The organism is Halomonas sediminis, assembly GCF_044871105.1.
GTDB lineage: Bacteria > Pseudomonadota > Gammaproteobacteria > Pseudomonadales > Halomonadaceae > Vreelandella > Vreelandella zhuhanensis.
In genome coordinates this window covers 2,516,598-2,532,508 of sequence record NZ_CP085246.1, presented here as the reverse complement: position 1 = coordinate 2,532,508, position 15,911 = coordinate 2,516,598, and the positions used below count along the sequence as shown (strand labels likewise).

Here is a 15,911-nt window from a genome sequence, read left to right as displayed (position 1 = left end):
GGTAAGCTTCGGGCATCAACGTAGGAGTGTGCATGAGCGATCACGACAACAGCCGTCGTGCCGACCACGATAGCCCGTGGAAGATGGCATTGGATTATTACTTCCAGGAATTTGTGGGCTTGCTGTTTCCGGCCATCCACGAGCAAGTGGACTGGTCGAAGGGCTACAGCTTTCTGGATAAAGAGCTGCAGCAGATTACGCCCGATGCCGATAGTGGAAGACGCCACGCTGATAAACTGATCAAGGTTTACGCCAAAGATGGCAGCGAGACCTGGGTGCTGATCCACGTCGAGGTCCAGGGCGAACCTGAAGAGGCGTTTGCCGAGCGGATGTATACCTACCAGTATCGACTACGTGACCGCTATCAGGGGATGGACGTGGTGAGCCTTGCGGTGCTGGCCGATACCCGTAAGAGCTTCCGGCCGACGACCTTCCACTATCAGCGTTGGGGATGTGAGCTGACGTTTACCTTCCCCACGGCTAAACTGATTGATTGGGAAGAGGACTGGTTACAGCTGGAAACCAGGGACAATGTCTTTGCCTTGGTGGTGATGGCTCAGATCAAGGCCAAGCGGCTCAAGGACGGTGCCTCACGCAAGGATACCAAGGTGGCTCTCACAAGGTTGCTGTTCGAACGTGGCTACAGCCGAGAGCAGATCGTGCGGCTGTTCAACATTATCGACTGGATGATCCAGTTGCCCAAGGCACTGGAACCTGAATTTGTCCAGGCGGTCTACGCCATACAGGAGGAGAAACATATGCCTTACGTGAATACGATTGAGCGCCTGGGTATTGAGAAGGGGCGTCAGGAAGAACGTCAAGAAGCCGAACAGCGTGCGTTGGAAAGCAAACGCAATGCGGCCCGCAAACTGATTGCCTTGACGGAAATGAGTGATCAGTTGATCGCGGAAATCGAAGAACTGCCCGTAGAAGAAGTCGAAAAGCTGCGTGCCGAGACCCAGCACTGATCCTGCCTTAATTCCGATATCCCCGCCTGACGCATAAAAAGGGCAGCCCCGGTGGCTGCCCTTGCCGTATCTGCCTGGTTTTTTGTTTCCTTCCTAATCGACGCCATTCTTTGAGGCGTTGCCTACATTGTTCCCAGTAAGTCCCTCGGTGGTGCAAGGAGCGGCGGGCTGTGTGTGATCACTGCCGGTCGGGGTGGTCGTGTGGGTCGTCCCTCAATGGCCTTAGCTAATGGCAGCGAGGCCAGTATCGGCACGCTGTTCATCGCCGTGCTGGCCGCTTCTAGCAGTGTTTCCTGGCTCAGGTGCGCATACCGCTGTGTGGTGCGTATCTGGGTGTGGCCCAGGATCTTCTGCACCTCATAGATCGACCGTCCCCCGTTCACCAAGAAGCTGGCAAAGCTGTGACGCAAATCATGAATGCGCAGGTCAGCCAATCCCGCCCGTTTTCTTACCGTATCCCAGGCGTAGTGAATGCTTGAATATGGCTCTTTTGTCTGCGGATTGGCGAAGGAGTAAGCGCACCCCTCAATGCGTGGCATGTTCTCGATCAATTGGATCGCAGAGTTGGACAATGGCACGTAGCGGGTCTTACCGCTCTTGTTGAACTCAATCGTCCACACCCGCGCCTGTGTATCGAAGTCCTTCCACTGGGCGTTCAGCACTTCGCTCAATCGGGCGCCGGTCAGTAGCAGCATGGTCACGATCGCCCTTAACTGTGGCGCTTTCGTGGTTTCCAGTGCCTCAAACAGCTGTTTGGCCTCACCCTCGGTCAAATAACGCTCCCGCTTATTATTTTCCTTATAACGACGCACGTTCTTGAGCGGGTTCGCGGTCAATCCGGTCTCCCAACGGATCGCCAGATGAAACACCGTGTTAAGCATGTCGTATACGCGGTTGGTGCTCGCAGGTTTGTGGGTTAAACGGTGATCGGCGAACAGCTTGATCGCTCGCTGTTGTGTTATCTCATCCAGGTGCAGATGTCCCCAGTTAGGTAGCACATGGGCGCGCAGCAGTATCTGATCGGTCTTCCAGGAGCGTTTATGACTACGAATGTAGGGCATGTAGGTCTCATTAATGAACACTGATAGCGTCGGGATGGCCTTCATAGCCTCAGCGGCGTCAAAGGGGTCGTTACCCAGGGCAATATCGCTTAAATGTCGACGTGCGAACTCTCTAATGTCTGAAAGTGTCACAACGGTGGCGGATGCCAGCTTTTTCTCTCGTATACGCCCATGAGCGTTCGAATAACGCAAATACCAAGTCTTTCGACCCGTATCCAATACTTTTAGAAGCAGCCCTGATAGTTTTGAATCAAAGTAATCGACCTTTTTCTTGCCCTTTGGGCACAGATTGCTACGATCCACGAAGGTTTGGGTCAGATTCTGAGATGGCATGGACGTTTCCTCTCTATTTGGCTGAATATCGGGTTATTAATACCGATAGGCTATTAATGATGCGAATACGCTATCATTGATAGCGAATACGTACTTTATAGCTTCAGAATCGTGAGGAGTAAACCCTAATGGATGAAAAAAACCGATTTGCGCTCGCTATGCGCATGGGCCGGGCTGCCCTCAGCATGAGTCAGCAGGAATTCGCGGATGCGTTAGGTGTGGCTAAATCCACGGTCGCCCGTAACGAAACCCTGGAAATGGCCATGCGGGCCGATACATTGACCGCCATGATGCGGGTTTTCCGCGATAGAGGGATTGATGTTGACCTATTGGGGGCCACTGACAGCCTAACCATCACAGTGACCGCAAAAGGCCTCGCAGCGTTAGAAGAGCGTCGAAAGGAAAAAGAGAAGCCGTAAGTAAACGGCAGATAGAAATGAAGAAACGACGCGAAGCCACGCCACTCCTTGTTCTGAAGGAGATTCAAAATATACGTATCTGCTATCAAAAATAGATTAAAGATAGAAATGGATCATTTTAGATTACTTGAAGACTTAAAAGACTTTATAAATCAATAGGTAAGAAGGGGAGGAGAGTCGCAGGGCTCACTGAAGCACTGGCGACTCTGGCCGATGCTCAAACAGCCGAAGCCAACTTCCTGAATGATCAAGTCGACAACGAACTGCTCGAAGGTCTGGGTCTTGACGAGACTTCCTCACTCCAGGACATCCGTACTGCCATCGACACAGCTGAGACTAACGCAGCTAACGCGTTGACTGCTCATCGCACTACTTTTGATTCCGACAACGTCATTCAAGCACGACTCCAAGACGCAAAAGATGCGCTTTCAGCCGCTCAAGCAGACGTCCTTGAAGTTGACGGACTGATGGCCAAGATCGAAGCGCGTAACACTACCCAGGACGCTTACGAAGCAGCGGTAGGTGCAACGGCAGAGGCGAATGCCGATGCACAAGGTGCTGTAGCGACGTTTGATGCCCGTGCCGCTCGCGCTGACGATAATGCTGACGCCACTTATGTTGCTCCGGCAGCCGGTGCTGAAGACGTTGATGTAGTAACCGATGCTGGTAATGGCGGTGCGGCCATGATTCGCATCAACGCCGAAGGCGAATTGGTGATCGAAGATGCTTATACCGACACGGTTGGCATTAACGAGCTGTATACCGCTGTGGAAGCTCACGTCGCCGCGATTGAAGCTGAAGCCGCTGCTGAAGAAGCGCGCGATGAAGCAGCTGCAGCAGTTTCTGCTGGCAATGAAACTGCGCTAAACAGCGAGTTTGCTGCTGACAAAGCTGCGTTTGAAGAAGCACAGACCAATGTTGCAGACTTTGGTGCCGAGTCTACAGCGTTCACCAATGCTCAGGCTGATCTGACTGACTTCAATGCGTTGGTAACTACTTATAACGACGCACTGGCCGCGTATAACGCCACTGCAGATGCAACAACACAGTCCGATTTGAGCAGCGCATACGATGCGCTCAATACTTACGACGCCACTGACTTCCCAGCTATCGCCGATGGCGATACCTCCGGCACAAATGCGGACGAGATTGCTGCTGCTAACACTACCACGCAAGCTGCTATTGGTACGGAAGTAACCGCGCTTGAAGGGCCCATTGATACTGCGGCTGTAGCTCTGTTTGTAGAAACAACTGTTGATGTAACTGGTGCTTACACCGCTGACTACAGCGCTGAGATCACTGCAGAAGGTACTGCACGTGACAATGCACTTACTACCGCAGCTGATGAACTGTTTGTGCTGACCGAAGAGCCGGCCGACCTGACTGCTGGCTTGGCTGACGAAATCGCGGCTGAAGGTATTGCTCGCGAAGAAGCTGCTGAAGATGCCGTTGCTACTCAGGCGCTGGTCGATACTTATGACCAAGAACTGGCTGATCTTGAAACCGCTCAAGGCGTAATTGAGACACGTGAAGAATTGATTGCTGAAGCGAATGCGACCGAATCTCTGAACGCGGAGGCTGATGCTCTGGCAGAGGCCATCGTTGAAGCCGATGCAGCACTGACCGACTCTGAGGAAGAAGGTGGTCTGGGCGTAACCTTGTTGGAAGGCGCGAATAACTTCACTTCCGAAGATGATGTCTACCTCTTCGCTGAGTCCGAGGGTGATCAGGTTCTGACTGGTTTCGGTGCCAGCGGCGAAGATAAGATCTTCTTTGGCGAAGGCTTCAGCCTCGTTGAGCTTGGTGACGACGCCATTACTGACAATGTTGGTGATGCAGGTGCTCTGGAAATCTTCTGGGAGCAAGACGGTAACAATGTCAACCTGTACGTTGAAACCGAAACCTTCGGTGGTAGCGCTTCTGGCCAAGACGATGTTACTCAGGTGACTCTGACTGGTGTTGACGCTGCCAACATCAACGATCAGCTGTCTACAGGCTTCCTGACTGCTGGCGAAGTTGCCTAAGGTCATCTGACCTTGGTCACAGGGGGAGGGCAACTTTCCCCTTGCTCCTTTGAAGTCATCGGGTGGTTCAGTACAGGCTGCCTGATGCAGTAAGCCCTAAACAGCTTACTTGCCCATATGAAGTACGATCTAACCCCCGGCCTCGGCTGGGGGTTTTTTATTCAGCACGAAGGCTGAGAAAATAGCGCTTTAACCCGTGTGATATTTCCTCAATCTTTGTCCGTCATTTCTTACATGTTATCGGGAGTCTTCATGCCCAACCCGCTCGTATTGAGCCCCAAGGAATGCCAAGGCAAGACCTGGCACCCACCCATTGACCTTAGCTTTGCTGCGGATAAAGCGTTGATTCCGCTACACGCCGGGGAACTCGCCAAAGCCGCTGCCACCATGCCGCTGGCACTCATCAAAGAGGCTCGTGAATGGCGGTTAGTTGGCGTTTGCGGTCTGGAACCCGGCCATAACCTCTTCATCAAGCAGGGCAAGTGGCTGGGCAATTACCGTCCTGCGTGGCTTTCCACCTATCCCTTCGAGATTGTTACCGTGGGCGAGAAGGGCCTGGTCACCTTTGATCGCAATTCCGGCCTGCTGGGCGCGGAAGAGGGCGAGCCCTTCTTCGATGAAAATGGCCAGATGACCGAGGCGGTATCTGAGCGTGTCGAAGCGCTCAAGATTAGCCACCGTAAACACCAGGCCACCCAGAAAGCGCTATCAGCGTTGGCCAAGGCCAAGATCATTACGCCCTGGCCGGAAACCCTACAGAATCAACTGGGGCTATCCCTCGACGGCCTGCACATGATCGACGAGAAGGCGCTCAGCCAACTGGATGACGAAACCTTCCTAAGCCTGCGTAAAGCCCAAGCATTACCCATCGCCTATGCGGTGAACCTCTCCCTTCCCCAGACCCATCTGTTGGCCCGCTTGGCACGCCTGAATCCCGGCAACGTAGCCGCCCCGGAGAACCTGGATGCGGTGTTTGGTGAAGACGATGAAGAATTAAACTTTGATTTCGATTCATAAGGAAAAAGCGATGCGAACAAGCCTGACGATTCTAATTTTGGGTGTGATTCTCAGCGGCTGCGTGCCCTTCGTGCCGATTATTTGACTGGCACCCAGGATTTTCATTTTGCAGAAGGCGTCTGTACGAGAGACCGCCCGTTGGTATAAGCGATCACCTGTGAGATGGTTGCCACTTACAAATCGATGATGTTCGATGTGCTGCATAAGGGCTGTTGCATCATGATGGCATCCTGTCTTTATGATGGGGGTCGGCTGTGATGAAGTATTTGGAAAGGCGTGAGGACAGTTAATGAATCAAGATGTTTTTGAAACGCAGGTCATGAAGCTGCTACGCCTGCATGCACCGATAAAAGCACGTCAACTGGCGTCTATTCTGGGGGATGAGTTTGGCCAGCACGTTGATCGAAGCGATATAAACTCGCTGCTGTATCGACTCAGAACGGAAGGCACTGTCAAGGCCGATGCTTCGTACCAGTGGCGCCTGACAGAAGAAGTCGCCCAAGGGGGCGATGGGACTGAGAGCAGCGTAGCGTCGTTGCATACTGAGCCTGCTCAGCCGGCTATTACGTTCACTGACGAGCAGCAGGCGGTGATCAATCTCGATCCTTCCCAGCACTTATTGATTCGTGGTCAGGCTGGCAGTGGTAAAACCACCGTTTTAGCCGCCAGGGCAGGCAAGATCCTGTCTGCCATGACCAAGGGATCCCTGCTTTTCCTGACGTATAACACGGCCCTATGCGCCTACGTAAAGAAGTCGTTTCGCCAGGCGGGGATGAAAGGGGATATAGAGGTCAAGACCTTTCATGACTGGTCACGCAGCACCGCCAAAGCAATGGGGTTCGAATTTTCCGGCTGGGTAGATGGCAAGGCGCGTAGCGAACAGCTCAAGAGGCTGGTCAAGGAGGCGGAAGACGATGTCGGTAAGCATCGCTTCTTTGAACTGAAGGATGCGCCGCATCTGTTGGGCTGGTGGGGCGATGAAATCGCCTGGCTGTTCGGTCAGCATCTCACCCGGCTTGATGACTATCTTGCCGTCGAGCGCGCGGGCCGGGGTACGGCGGTTCGAGTCACACAGGAGGATCGCCGCTTCATTTGGAGTGTCTACGAGCTGTATCAGGAATGGCTCGAGGAAACCCAGCAGGAAGACTACGACAATCCGGCTGGGCTGTTGTTGCGCGCCATGATGGAGCGGGGCGGGGATCTGCCTGACGAATACCGCTATGACCATGTCATGATCGACGAAGTACAGGACTTCGATAAAAGCTGGCTGTTAGTCGCTGCGAAAATTCCCCGTGTTTCGCTCAGTATGGCCGGTGACATGGCCCAAAAGATCTACCGGCGCAGTTTCACTTGGGCATCCCTCGGCATCCAGGTACAGGGTGGCCGCTCCCGGCGCCTTTCGGCGAGTCATCGTACGACGCGACAGATCATGGACGTGGCCGGGCACCTGCTGGCGGATAATGACGTGACCGACAATGCCGACTACACGGCACCGGTTCGCCCGGTTAAGGAGGGAGAGAAGGTCAGGTTGCTGCTCGCCTCTGATGCGAAGCAGGCCTATGACAAAGGCTACGATTTTGTGGCCAGTGAGTATAAAAGGCTGCGCACCACGTCTGTGGCGGTTGTTTTACCCTTTTCGCGTCAGCTCTATCCTGCCCAGAAAGCACTGGAAAAGCGCGGTCTGAAGGTCAAGAAAGTCAAAGGTGCAGGACTTGGCAGTTTTGCCGGTGGCGTTGCCGTCACCACCTTTCACCAGCTGAAAGGACTCGAGTTCGATCATGTGGTGATCATGGGGCTGCATGACGTTCAATATCCCGGGCGTATTCTCGACAATATGGACAGGGAAGATAGGGCTCAGGAGGCCAGCCTATTGCGGCGTGTTCTGTATGTGGCGATGACGCGTGCCAAGCAGAGTGTCACGCTGGTCGGCTCTCTTCCGTTCTGCCGTTTTTACGAAGACGTACCAGAAGAGCTGTTTAACAGCATGTCATGAGAAAGCCGATACGCTTGGTCAGCAAATCGATGCATTCCTGAGCCTGCGCAACGCCTAGGCGTTGCCATCGTTTATACAGTGAATCTCTCTTCCCCCCAGACCCACTTGCTGGCCCGGTTGGCGCGCCTTAATCCCGGCACCGTGGCTGCCCCGGAGAACCTGGAAGCGGTGTTTGGTGAAGACGATGAAGAATTAAACTTTGATTTCGATTCATAAGGAAAAAACGATGCGAACAAGCCTGACGATTCTAATTTTGGGTGTGATCCTCAGCGGCTGCGTGCCCTTCGTGCCGATTATTTGACCCCTCGATTGCCAACACCGCGCTGTGCGGCGTTTTGCGCTGCTCACTGCCAATGACTCATCCCGCAGCATATAAAGCGGCTATGGGGCCGCTTTGAGCTGCTAGATTCTTCCCATAACCGATTTCCCCTGATCCTCACCTCTCGATTTTCGCCGTGACCCGCACTGGGCTAAAGCGGACATTCAATCATCTCGCGGATGAGGGAAGGCCAAGCGCTTTTGAAAGTGAACGTTATTAAGCCTGATGGGTCGATGCTCGCAGCAGGCTGACTCATTCAGCCAGTGATAAGAGCCTTTCTGGAAGGCAGCATGTCGGCAATGCAATAATGAAGCCGGAACGGAAGTCTAGTCAGATTGCCCAGAAGTAGAAAGGAGCGGCATGTGAATGTTTTGGTGGTGGGGGGAGCGGGTTATATTGGCTCGCACATGGTAAAGCAGTTGGCGGTTGAGGGGCATCACGTATGGGTGCTGGATAACTACTCCACAGGCGGGCGTGTGGCATTACCCTACGGAACCCTAATAAAAGGCGATTTGGCCAACGTTGAGGCGTTGGATGCGCTATTCACTACCCATGACTTCGAGGCGGTATTGCATTTTGCAGCGCATAGCTTAGTGGGCGAGTCGGTTGCCGATCCGGCCAAGTATTATCGCAATAATGTGGCTAATACCTTAAATCTGTTAGATGCTATGGTGCGCCATCAGACACCGCATTTGATTTTTTCTTCTACAGCGGCTGTGTTTGGTAATCCTGGTTATACGCCTATCGATGAGTCGCATCCCAAAGCGCCGATTAACCCCTATGGGGCCAGTAAGTGGATGGTGGAGCGCATTTTGCAAGATTACGCTCAGGCGTATGGGCTTAATTCAATTGTATTGCGCTACTTCAATGCCTGTGGCGCTGATCTGGAGGGTGAGTTAGGTGAATGGCATGAGCCTGAAACGCATTTGATTCCCCTGGTGCTGCAAGCGGCGGTGGGCCAGCGTGATTCAATTACCGTATTTGGTCGTGATTACCCAACGCCCGATGGAACCTGCATTCGCGACTATATCCATATCGAAGATCTATGCGCAGCACATGGTTTGGCGCTGGGGCATTTAGCTTCAGGTACGCTGCGGGGAGCCTGCGCGTTTAACTTGGGTAATGGCAGCGGTTTTTCGGTACAGGAGGTTATCGCGGCCGCTCAGCATGTGGTTGGTCTCGATGGTTATCGTATCGCCGTGCAAGAGGGTGAGCGGCGCAGCGGCGATCCGGCGATTTTAGTAGCGGATGCAAGTCTGGCGCAGAAAACACTTGGCTGGCACTCTCGTTATGCCGATCTTACGACCATTATCGAGCATGCGTGGGCGTGGGAGAAAAGACGCTGTTTGCTGCTTCAGCATTAATCAATAGTGATTGATAAAGCATGCGCTCATGAAATGCTAAGGATGCACCCATATTTATTCGTGTAAATAGATAGTGAGAACCCTATGAAATTTGTAATTACCGGCGGGGCGGGGTTTATCGGCTCCGCCGTGGTGCGCTATTTGATTTCCCACACCGACCATGAAGTGGTCAATGTGGATGTGCTGACGTACGCAGGAAACCTTGAATCGCTTGAGGCGGTGGCTGAAAGCGAGCGCTATTTTTTTGTGCATGCCGATATACGCAACGCGAATCAAATGGCCGAGGTGTTTGACACCCACGCGCCGGATGCGGTGATGCATCTTGCGGCGGAATCCCACGTGGACCGTTCCATCGACGGCCCGGCGGAATTCATCCAGACCAACATCGTAGGCACTTATGTGTTGCTGGAGGCCGCACGCGATTATTGGAAGCAGCTGCAGCAGAGTGACCCGGAACGCGCCGCAGGGTTTCGCTTTCATCACGTTTCCACCGACGAAGTGTATGGCGACCTGGAAGGGCCGGAAGAGCTCTTTACCGAAGAGACCCCCTATGCGCCGAGTTCCCCTTATTCCGCCAGCAAGGCAAGTTCCGACCATCTGGTGCGCGCCTGGTATCGTACCTTCGGGTTGCCGGTACTGATTACCAATTGTTCGAACAATTACGGGCCCTACCACTTTCCTGAAAAGCTGATTCCGTTGATGATCCTGAACGCCTTGGCGGGAAAGCCTCTGCCGGTGTATGGCGATGGCCAACAGGTGCGTGATTGGCTATATGTCGAAGACCATGCCCGCGCCTTGGTGAAAGTAGTGACCGAAGGCTCGGTGGGCGAAACCTACAATATCGGCGGTCATAACGAAAAGGCCAATCTCGACGTGGTCCAGACCTTATGTGATTTGCTCCAGGAGTTGGTCCCAGCAGAATCCCCGTATCGTGATTTGATCACCTTTGTTAGCGATCGGCCGGGGCACGATCAGCGCTATGCTATCGATGCCGGAAAAATGACCCGTGAACTGGGCTGGTCGCCGGAGGAAACCTTCGAAACCGGACTTCGCAAGACCGTGCAATGGTACCTGGAAAACCGGGGATGGTGGCAGCGGGTGCAGGATGGCAGCTACCAGGGCCAACGTCTGGGCGTTAACCAATAACGTTAGCCAATGAAAAAGGGAGAGAGAATGAAACTCTTGATTACCGGCGGCAGCGGCCAGGTTGGCTTCGAACTGCGTCGCCAGTTGAGTACCTTGGGCGACATACTCGCGCCGAGCCGTGGCGAACTGGATCTGGCCGATCCACGGGCGGTGGATGCTTACCTGGCCGAGCATCAACCAGACCTGGTGGCCAACGCAGCGGCCTACACGGCGGTGGATGGGGCGGAAAGTAACCATGCCCTAGCCGAACGGTTGAATGCGGCCTTGCCCGCGCAACTGGCCGATTACTGTCGGGAACGTAAGGCTTGGCTGGTGCATTACTCTTCGGATTACGTCTATTCCGGCGAAGGAGAAACTCCTTGGCGGGAAAGCGATAGCCCAGGGCCGGGCAATGTCTATGGCCAAACCAAGCTTGCCGGTGACACGGCGATTGAGCAAAGCGGCTGTCGCCACCTGATTTTTCGTACCAGCTGGGTATATAGCGCCCATGGCAAGAGCTTCTTGTCTACGATGTTGCGCCTGGGAGCGGAACGTGACGCCCTGAGGGTGGTCGCAGATCAGGTAGGGGCGCCGACACCGGCACGCCTTATTGCTCTGGTCACGCAGCAAGCCTTGGGGCAGCGGGCCACGTTGGCGCCTGGCATTTACCATCTTGCCCCGCTAGGTGACACCAGTTGGCACGGGTTTGCCTGCGAAATTTTTCGGCTTGCGCATGAAATCGGCATACCTATGGCTATTGCACCGGAAGGCGTCGCGGCGATTGCGACTCATGAGTACCCCACCCCGGCGCCTCGGCCACTGAATTCAAGGCTGGAGCTGGATAAGTTACAAAAGGCATTGGGAATACGTTTACCCGATTGGCAAAGCCAGCTGTCTCTCACGCTGGAAGAAATCGCGGTTTCCCGTCGATAGCGCCGTCGCTGAACGCAAGGAGCAACGCAACATGCAACGTAAAGGTATTATTCTGGCGGGTGGTAGTGGCACACGGCTACATCCCATCACCCTTGGGGTGTCCAAGCAGTTATTGCCGATCTATGACAAGCCGATGATCTATTATCCGATTTCAGTGCTGATGCTGGCGGGTATTCGCGAGATATTGATTATCTCTACCCCGGAAGACCTACCGCAGTACGAGAATCTTTTGGGTTCCGGTGAGGCGTTCGGTGTGCGCTTCGAGTATGCCGTGCAGCCAAGACCGGAAGGGTTGGCACAGGCCTTTCTGATTGGTGAAGCGTTCATCGGTGATGCACCGGTATGCCTGGTGCTGGGCGATAATATTTTTCATGGTCAGCATTTTTCCGAGCAGTTGAAACGCGCCACGGAGCAGGAAAGTGGGGCGTCGGTGTTCGGCTACCTGGTGAGAGACCCGGAGCGTTTCGGTGTGGTGGAGTTCGATGCCGAGGGCAAGGCGGTGTCCATTGAGGAAAAACCCGCCAAGCCCAAGTCACCGTATGCGGTGACCGGGCTGTATTTTTATGACAACGATGTGGTCGAGATAGCCCGTAAAGTGGAGCCTTCCGAGCGCGGTGAGCTGGAAATCACCAGTATCAACAATGCTTACCTGGAACGTGGTGACTTGCGCGTCGAGCGCCTAGGCCGAGGTTTCGCTTGGCTGGATACCGGTACCCACGATAGCTTGTTGGAAGCTAGCCAGTACGTGCAAACCATCGAGCATCGTCAAGGGTTGAAAGTGGCGTGCCTGGAAGAAATCGCCTGGCAGCAGGGCTGGTTGAGCGATGAGGCGCTGCGCGACGGCGCCAACGCCTTGGCCAAGACCGGCTATGGACAGTATTTGTTGAGCCGTTTGAGTGCGAAGGAGTCTGGTGTATGAAGGTAGAACAGACTGCTTTGCCTGAGGTAGTGATATTGACCCCGAAGGTGTTCGGCGACGCTCGGGGCTTCTTCATGGAAAGCTTCAATCAGCAAGCCTTCGAGGAGGCGACTGGCTGCAAGCGTGAGTTCGTCCAGGATAACCATTCCCGTTCACGCCAAGGGGTGCTGCGAGGTATTCATTATCAGCTGGAAAAGCCCCAAGGCAAGCTGGTACGTGTCACCCAGGGCAGCGTTTGGGATGTGGCGGTGGATTTGCGCCGTAGCTCAGCGCATTTCGGTCAGTGGGTGGGGGTGGAGCTTTCCGCAGAAAATAACCGTCAATTGTGGGTGCCGGAAGGTTTCGGCCATGCCTTTGTCGTGCTTTCTGAAACGGCGGATTTTCTCTACAAGACGACGGATTACTACCACCCGCAATCCGAGCGTTGCATTCGCTTCGATGACCCTGAGCTGGGAATCGAGTGGCCTGAGCTTCCGGTGCCTGTCGCGCTTTCCGAAAAGGATCAAGCCGGGGCGGCTCTCGGTGAGGCGGAGGTGTTCAGCTGAACTTCCTGGTGGAGGGCGATTCATCGCGCGATGGGGTAAGAGACAGCCTTGGTAACGGGCGGGTTATGTCGGCTCGCATCCGGCAGTCGGCGGATGGATATGTTCTGGCTGTAGCCTGAGCCGCACTACAATCCAATTCTATATGTTAAAATGGTCGGCCTTTGTGCCGGCCATTTTTATTGCCTCCTGGTTTCTCTCGACGGACCCGCTATGACTACCATGCCTTACCTTCCCGCTGCGGTGAGACTTTCGATGCGTTCATACACCAGTCTGGCTGTATTCCTACTTAGTGCGATCGCCTTGGTCGTGTCCAGTGGCTACTCTCTGGGGGCAGTCATGTTGTTGCTTGGCAGTGTTGTGCTGTTGGTCAAGCGGCCGGCACTGGATTTGAGGCGCCAGGACTGGCTGGTGATGGCTGCCTTGGCTGCCTATGCCGCCATTGGCATGCTGGAAGCCTGGTGGGATGGTCAGGGCACGAGCGGGATCGACAAGCCTGTTCGCTTCCTGTTGGCGGTGCCGGCCATGCTGCTGGTAATGGCCTATCCGCCCCGCTTGAGCTGGATGTGGAGCGGCCTGGCCGTGGGGGCCATCGGAGCAGGCAGCTGGGCCGGTCGGCAAAAGCTCGGCGAGGGGGCAATGCGTGCGACGGGTCATACTTATGTCATCCAATTCGGCAATCTGAGCATGTTGCTGGGTATTCTTTGTCTGGCAGGGTTGGGCTGGGCGGTAGTGCAGCCTCACCGAAGGGCCTGGGTGGCTCTGCTGCTGGTCGGGGCGGTGGCGGGCATGCTCGGGTCGATGTTCTCGGGTAGCCGAGGGGGATGGATTGGTTTGCCGTTCGTGCTGTTGGTGCTCTATAAGGGCTTTGGGCGCCAGTTGCCGGGCACAGTGAAGGTGGGGGCGTTACTGGTGGTTGTGATAGGGGGCTTGCTTGTGTATCTCCTGCCGCAAACCGGCGTCCAGCTCCGGGTACAAGAAGCTTTCAATGACGTTGAACTTTATGTGACGGGGGAGAACCCGGCAACGTCAGTCGGTGCCCGCTTCGAAATGTGGAAGGGGGCCTATCACTTGATACTGGAAAAGCCACTCATCGGCTGGGGCGACAACGGTTATCAGCAGGGCATGCAGGCCTTGGCGAATGAGGGGGTCGTCGATCCGGTAGTGACTCACTATGGCCATGCACACAACGAATTCATCGATGCCTTCGCCAAGCGCGGGGTGATAGGCCTTGCCGCACTGCTGGCGCTGTATCTTGTCCCCATGCGGCTCTTTGCGCGGCAAATGAGTGCTGAGAATCTTGAACTGCGCTCGCTTGCAGTGGCGGGGGTGCTGCTCTCGGTGGCATACATCGATTTCGGACTTTCGCAGGCGTTTTTGACCCATAACAGCGGGGTGATGATGTTCGCCTTCTTGCTTGCCGTATTGTGGGGCTCCTTCAGTTCCCGCTTGAAGACGGCTGAACGGGAGCAAGGAGACAGTTGCCGTGCCTGATCGTTGCCCGTGCATTCCTAGGTTTTTCGTACAAAACCTAGCTTCCTGGCTTTCGCCCTCCATCCATTCGCACTAATAACCACTGAGAAACTCATGTCTTTAAGTTATGCAGACTTGCTCAGCGCAACGGAAACCCTGGCCCGCGAGGCGGGCGATGCGATCATGGCGGTCTATGCGCGCGACTTCAGTGTCGAAGAGAAGGCCGACAAGAGCCCGCTGACCGAGGCCGATCGCACGGCTCACGAGATCATTGCCAGCGGACTCGAGGCACTGTCCCTGAAGATTCCGGTGCTTTCCGAGGAGGATGTCGCGGGATTTCCGGGGCCGGACGCGAAGGATCGCTACTGGCTTGTCGATCCCCTGGACGGCACCAAGGAATTCATCAAGCGTAACGGCGAGTTCACCGTCAATATCGCCCTGATCGAGAAGGGCAGGCCGGTGCTGGGGGTGGTGACCGCTCCGGCACTCAACACCGCCTATCTGGCCGCCGAGGGTATCGGTGCTTTCAAGGTCGATGAGAAGGGCGAGCGCCATGCCCTGCGGGTGGCCGGCAAGCCGGAAGGCCGCGCTTGGCGCGTGGTGGGTAGCCGTTCGCATCCCAGCCCGGATCTCGCTGCCTGGCTAGATAAGCTCGGCGAGCATGAAATGCTGCCCATGGGCAGCTCGCTGAAGCTTTGCCTTATTGCTGAAGGCAAGGCGGATACCTACCCGCGCCTAGGCCCGACCTGCCTGTGGGATACCGCTGCCGCTCAGGCGGTGGTGGAGCAGGCCGGTGGCCGGGTAGAAACCCTGGAAGGTCAGCCTCTGAGCTATGCCAATCCTTCTGAAGTGCTGAACCCGCACTTTGTGGTGTGGGGATATTGAGTGTCAGAAAGTCAGCATCCGCGGCGCTGTCCATCGCCTAGGCGCTGAATCTTTCGATTCCCCCAGCCTGGTAGGGGTTGACCTGGTGGGAGGGCGATTCATCGCGCGAGGGGTTGACTGAGCAAATTCCACTACTAAAAACTCGCCCGGCAAGCCGGCCTCCCACTGGGGGGCCAGCCTGGTGGGGTTGACCTGGTGGGAGGGCGATTCATCGCGCGAGGGTTGACTGAGCAAGCTCCACTACCAAAAGCTCGCCCGGCAAGCCGGCCTCCCACTGGGGGGCCAGACACATGATCCGTTTTCGCCAAGACCCCGACCGGAAAATCAATGTCGGCATAGCATGGCGGAACTGGTGCTTACCAACAGCCATGACCGCACGGCGGCTTATCAACTCGATCTGGGCCTGGTGGATATTCGCGTCTGGGATCATGTGGTGGGTTACGAAGGCTATGTCTCGTTCGCCGAACGGGGCTGGCTGTAAGACTCTTTCAGCGACCCACGCCTGCTTTCCCCCCCCCACGGCTGCCGTTCGCGGC

General features: G+C 55.2%; 15 protein-coding genes. 14 read left to right on the top strand and 1 reads right to left on the bottom strand.

Features of this window, described 5'->3' with window-relative positions; genetic code table 11:
* Positions 1-32 precede the first annotated feature (32 nt).
* Complete coding sequence (locus LG290_RS12015) at positions 33-968, top strand: Rpn family recombination-promoting nuclease/putative transposase (RefSeq protein WP_499835010.1); 936 nt, start codon at positions 33-35, stop codon at positions 966-968.
* Positions 969-1,090: 122 nt separating this feature from the next.
* Here the strand turns inward: LG290_RS12015 and LG290_RS12010 are convergent, their stop codons facing one another.
* Positions 1,091-2,362, bottom strand: coding sequence for a site-specific integrase (locus LG290_RS12010; RefSeq protein ID WP_499835009.1), 1,272 nt, complete (start codon positions 2,360-2,362; stop codon positions 1,091-1,093).
* Between the two features lie 128 nt (positions 2,363-2,490).
* Between LG290_RS12010 and LG290_RS12005 the strand changes: the two genes are divergently transcribed.
* The 13 genes from LG290_RS12005 to LG290_RS11945 all read left to right on the top strand — a co-directional run bounded on the left by LG290_RS12005 (position 2,491) and on the right by LG290_RS11945 (position 15,856).
* Complete coding sequence (locus LG290_RS12005) at positions 2,491-2,781, top strand: helix-turn-helix domain-containing protein (RefSeq protein ID WP_499835008.1); 291 nt, start codon at positions 2,491-2,493, stop codon at positions 2,779-2,781.
* A gap of 353 nt (positions 2,782-3,134) precedes the next feature.
* Entirely contained in the window at positions 3,135-4,805 is a 1,671-nt protein-coding gene (locus LG290_RS12000; protein ID WP_499835007.1) for a hypothetical protein, read from the top strand.
* A 252-nt stretch (positions 4,806-5,057) separates the two neighbouring features.
* Positions 5,058-5,822: a SapC family protein gene (locus tag LG290_RS11995; protein WP_499835006.1), complete on the top strand. Its 765-nt coding sequence runs from the start codon at positions 5,058-5,060 to the stop codon at positions 5,820-5,822.
* Between the two features lie 289 nt (positions 5,823-6,111).
* Complete coding sequence (locus LG290_RS11990; protein ID WP_499835005.1) at positions 6,112-7,815, top strand: UvrD-helicase domain-containing protein; 1,704 nt, start codon at positions 6,112-6,114, stop codon at positions 7,813-7,815.
* 78 nt (positions 7,816-7,893) lie between these two features.
* The gene (locus LG290_RS11985) at positions 7,894-8,031 is read left to right on the top strand and encodes a hypothetical protein (protein ID WP_499835004.1); all 138 of its coding nucleotides are present in this window, start codon (positions 7,894-7,896) and stop codon (positions 8,029-8,031) included.
* A 465-nt stretch (positions 8,032-8,496) separates the two neighbouring features.
* Entirely contained in the window at positions 8,497-9,498 is a 1,002-nt protein-coding gene (gene galE / locus LG290_RS11980; RefSeq protein ID WP_499835003.1) for a UDP-glucose 4-epimerase GalE, read from the top strand.
* 84 nt (positions 9,499-9,582) lie between these two features.
* Positions 9,583-10,644, top strand: coding sequence for a dTDP-glucose 4,6-dehydratase (gene rfbB / locus LG290_RS11975; RefSeq protein ID WP_499835002.1), 1,062 nt, complete (start codon positions 9,583-9,585; stop codon positions 10,642-10,644).
* Positions 10,645-10,671: 27 nt separating this feature from the next.
* Entirely contained in the window at positions 10,672-11,556 is an 885-nt protein-coding gene (gene rfbD, locus LG290_RS11970) for a dTDP-4-dehydrorhamnose reductase (RefSeq protein ID WP_499835001.1), read from the top strand.
* A gap of 31 nt (positions 11,557-11,587) precedes the next feature.
* On the top strand, positions 11,588-12,475 hold the full coding sequence (rfbA, locus tag LG290_RS11965; RefSeq protein ID WP_499835000.1) for a glucose-1-phosphate thymidylyltransferase RfbA: 888 nt from the start codon (positions 11,588-11,590) through the stop codon (positions 12,473-12,475).
* A complete protein-coding gene (gene rfbC, locus LG290_RS11960; RefSeq protein WP_499834999.1) occupies positions 12,472-13,020 on the top strand; it encodes a dTDP-4-dehydrorhamnose 3,5-epimerase in 549 nt (182 codons plus the stop codon). Before rfbA ends, rfbC begins: the two co-directional genes overlap by 4 nt.
* 252 nt (positions 13,021-13,272) lie before the next feature.
* Positions 13,273-14,511, top strand: a complete 1,239-nt coding sequence (locus LG290_RS11955) for an O-antigen ligase family protein (protein ID WP_499834998.1) — start codon at positions 13,273-13,275, stop codon at positions 14,509-14,511.
* Positions 14,512-14,604: 93 nt separating this feature from the next.
* Positions 14,605-15,375: a 3'(2'),5'-bisphosphate nucleotidase CysQ gene (gene cysQ, locus LG290_RS11950; RefSeq protein ID WP_499834997.1), complete on the top strand. Its 771-nt coding sequence runs from the start codon at positions 14,605-14,607 to the stop codon at positions 15,373-15,375.
* 352 nt (positions 15,376-15,727) lie between these two features.
* Positions 15,728-15,856, top strand: a complete 129-nt coding sequence (locus tag LG290_RS11945; protein ID WP_499834996.1) for a hypothetical protein — start codon at positions 15,728-15,730, stop codon at positions 15,854-15,856.
* Positions 15,857-15,911 lie beyond the last annotated feature (55 nt).

What these genes read in the sequence shown, in the direction of transcription:
- LG290_RS12015 (WP_499835010.1), top strand. Translation starts at nt 33, where the DNA reads ATGAGCGATCACGACAACAGCCGTCGTGCCGACCACGATAGCCCGTGG.
- LG290_RS12010 (WP_499835009.1), bottom strand. Translation starts at nt 2,362, where the DNA reads ATGCCATCTCAGAATCTGACCCAAACCTTCGTGGATCGTAGCAATCTG.
- LG290_RS12005 (WP_499835008.1), top strand. Translation starts at nt 2,491, where the DNA reads ATGGATGAAAAAAACCGATTTGCGCTCGCTATGCGCATGGGCCGGGCT.
- LG290_RS11995 (WP_499835006.1), top strand. Translation starts at nt 5,058, where the DNA reads ATGCCCAACCCGCTCGTATTGAGCCCCAAGGAATGCCAAGGCAAGACC.
- LG290_RS11990 (WP_499835005.1), top strand. Translation starts at nt 6,112, where the DNA reads ATGAATCAAGATGTTTTTGAAACGCAGGTCATGAAGCTGCTACGCCTG.
- rfbB (WP_499835002.1), top strand. Translation starts at nt 9,583, where the DNA reads ATGAAATTTGTAATTACCGGCGGGGCGGGGTTTATCGGCTCCGCCGTG.
- rfbD (WP_499835001.1), top strand. Translation starts at nt 10,672, where the DNA reads ATGAAACTCTTGATTACCGGCGGCAGCGGCCAGGTTGGCTTCGAACTG.
- rfbA (WP_499835000.1), top strand. Translation starts at nt 11,588, where the DNA reads ATGCAACGTAAAGGTATTATTCTGGCGGGTGGTAGTGGCACACGGCTA.
- rfbC (WP_499834999.1), top strand. Translation starts at nt 12,472, where the DNA reads ATGAAGGTAGAACAGACTGCTTTGCCTGAGGTAGTGATATTGACCCCG.
- LG290_RS11955 (WP_499834998.1), top strand. Translation starts at nt 13,273, where the DNA reads ATGCGTTCATACACCAGTCTGGCTGTATTCCTACTTAGTGCGATCGCC.
- cysQ (WP_499834997.1), top strand. Translation starts at nt 14,605, where the DNA reads ATGTCTTTAAGTTATGCAGACTTGCTCAGCGCAACGGAAACCCTGGCC.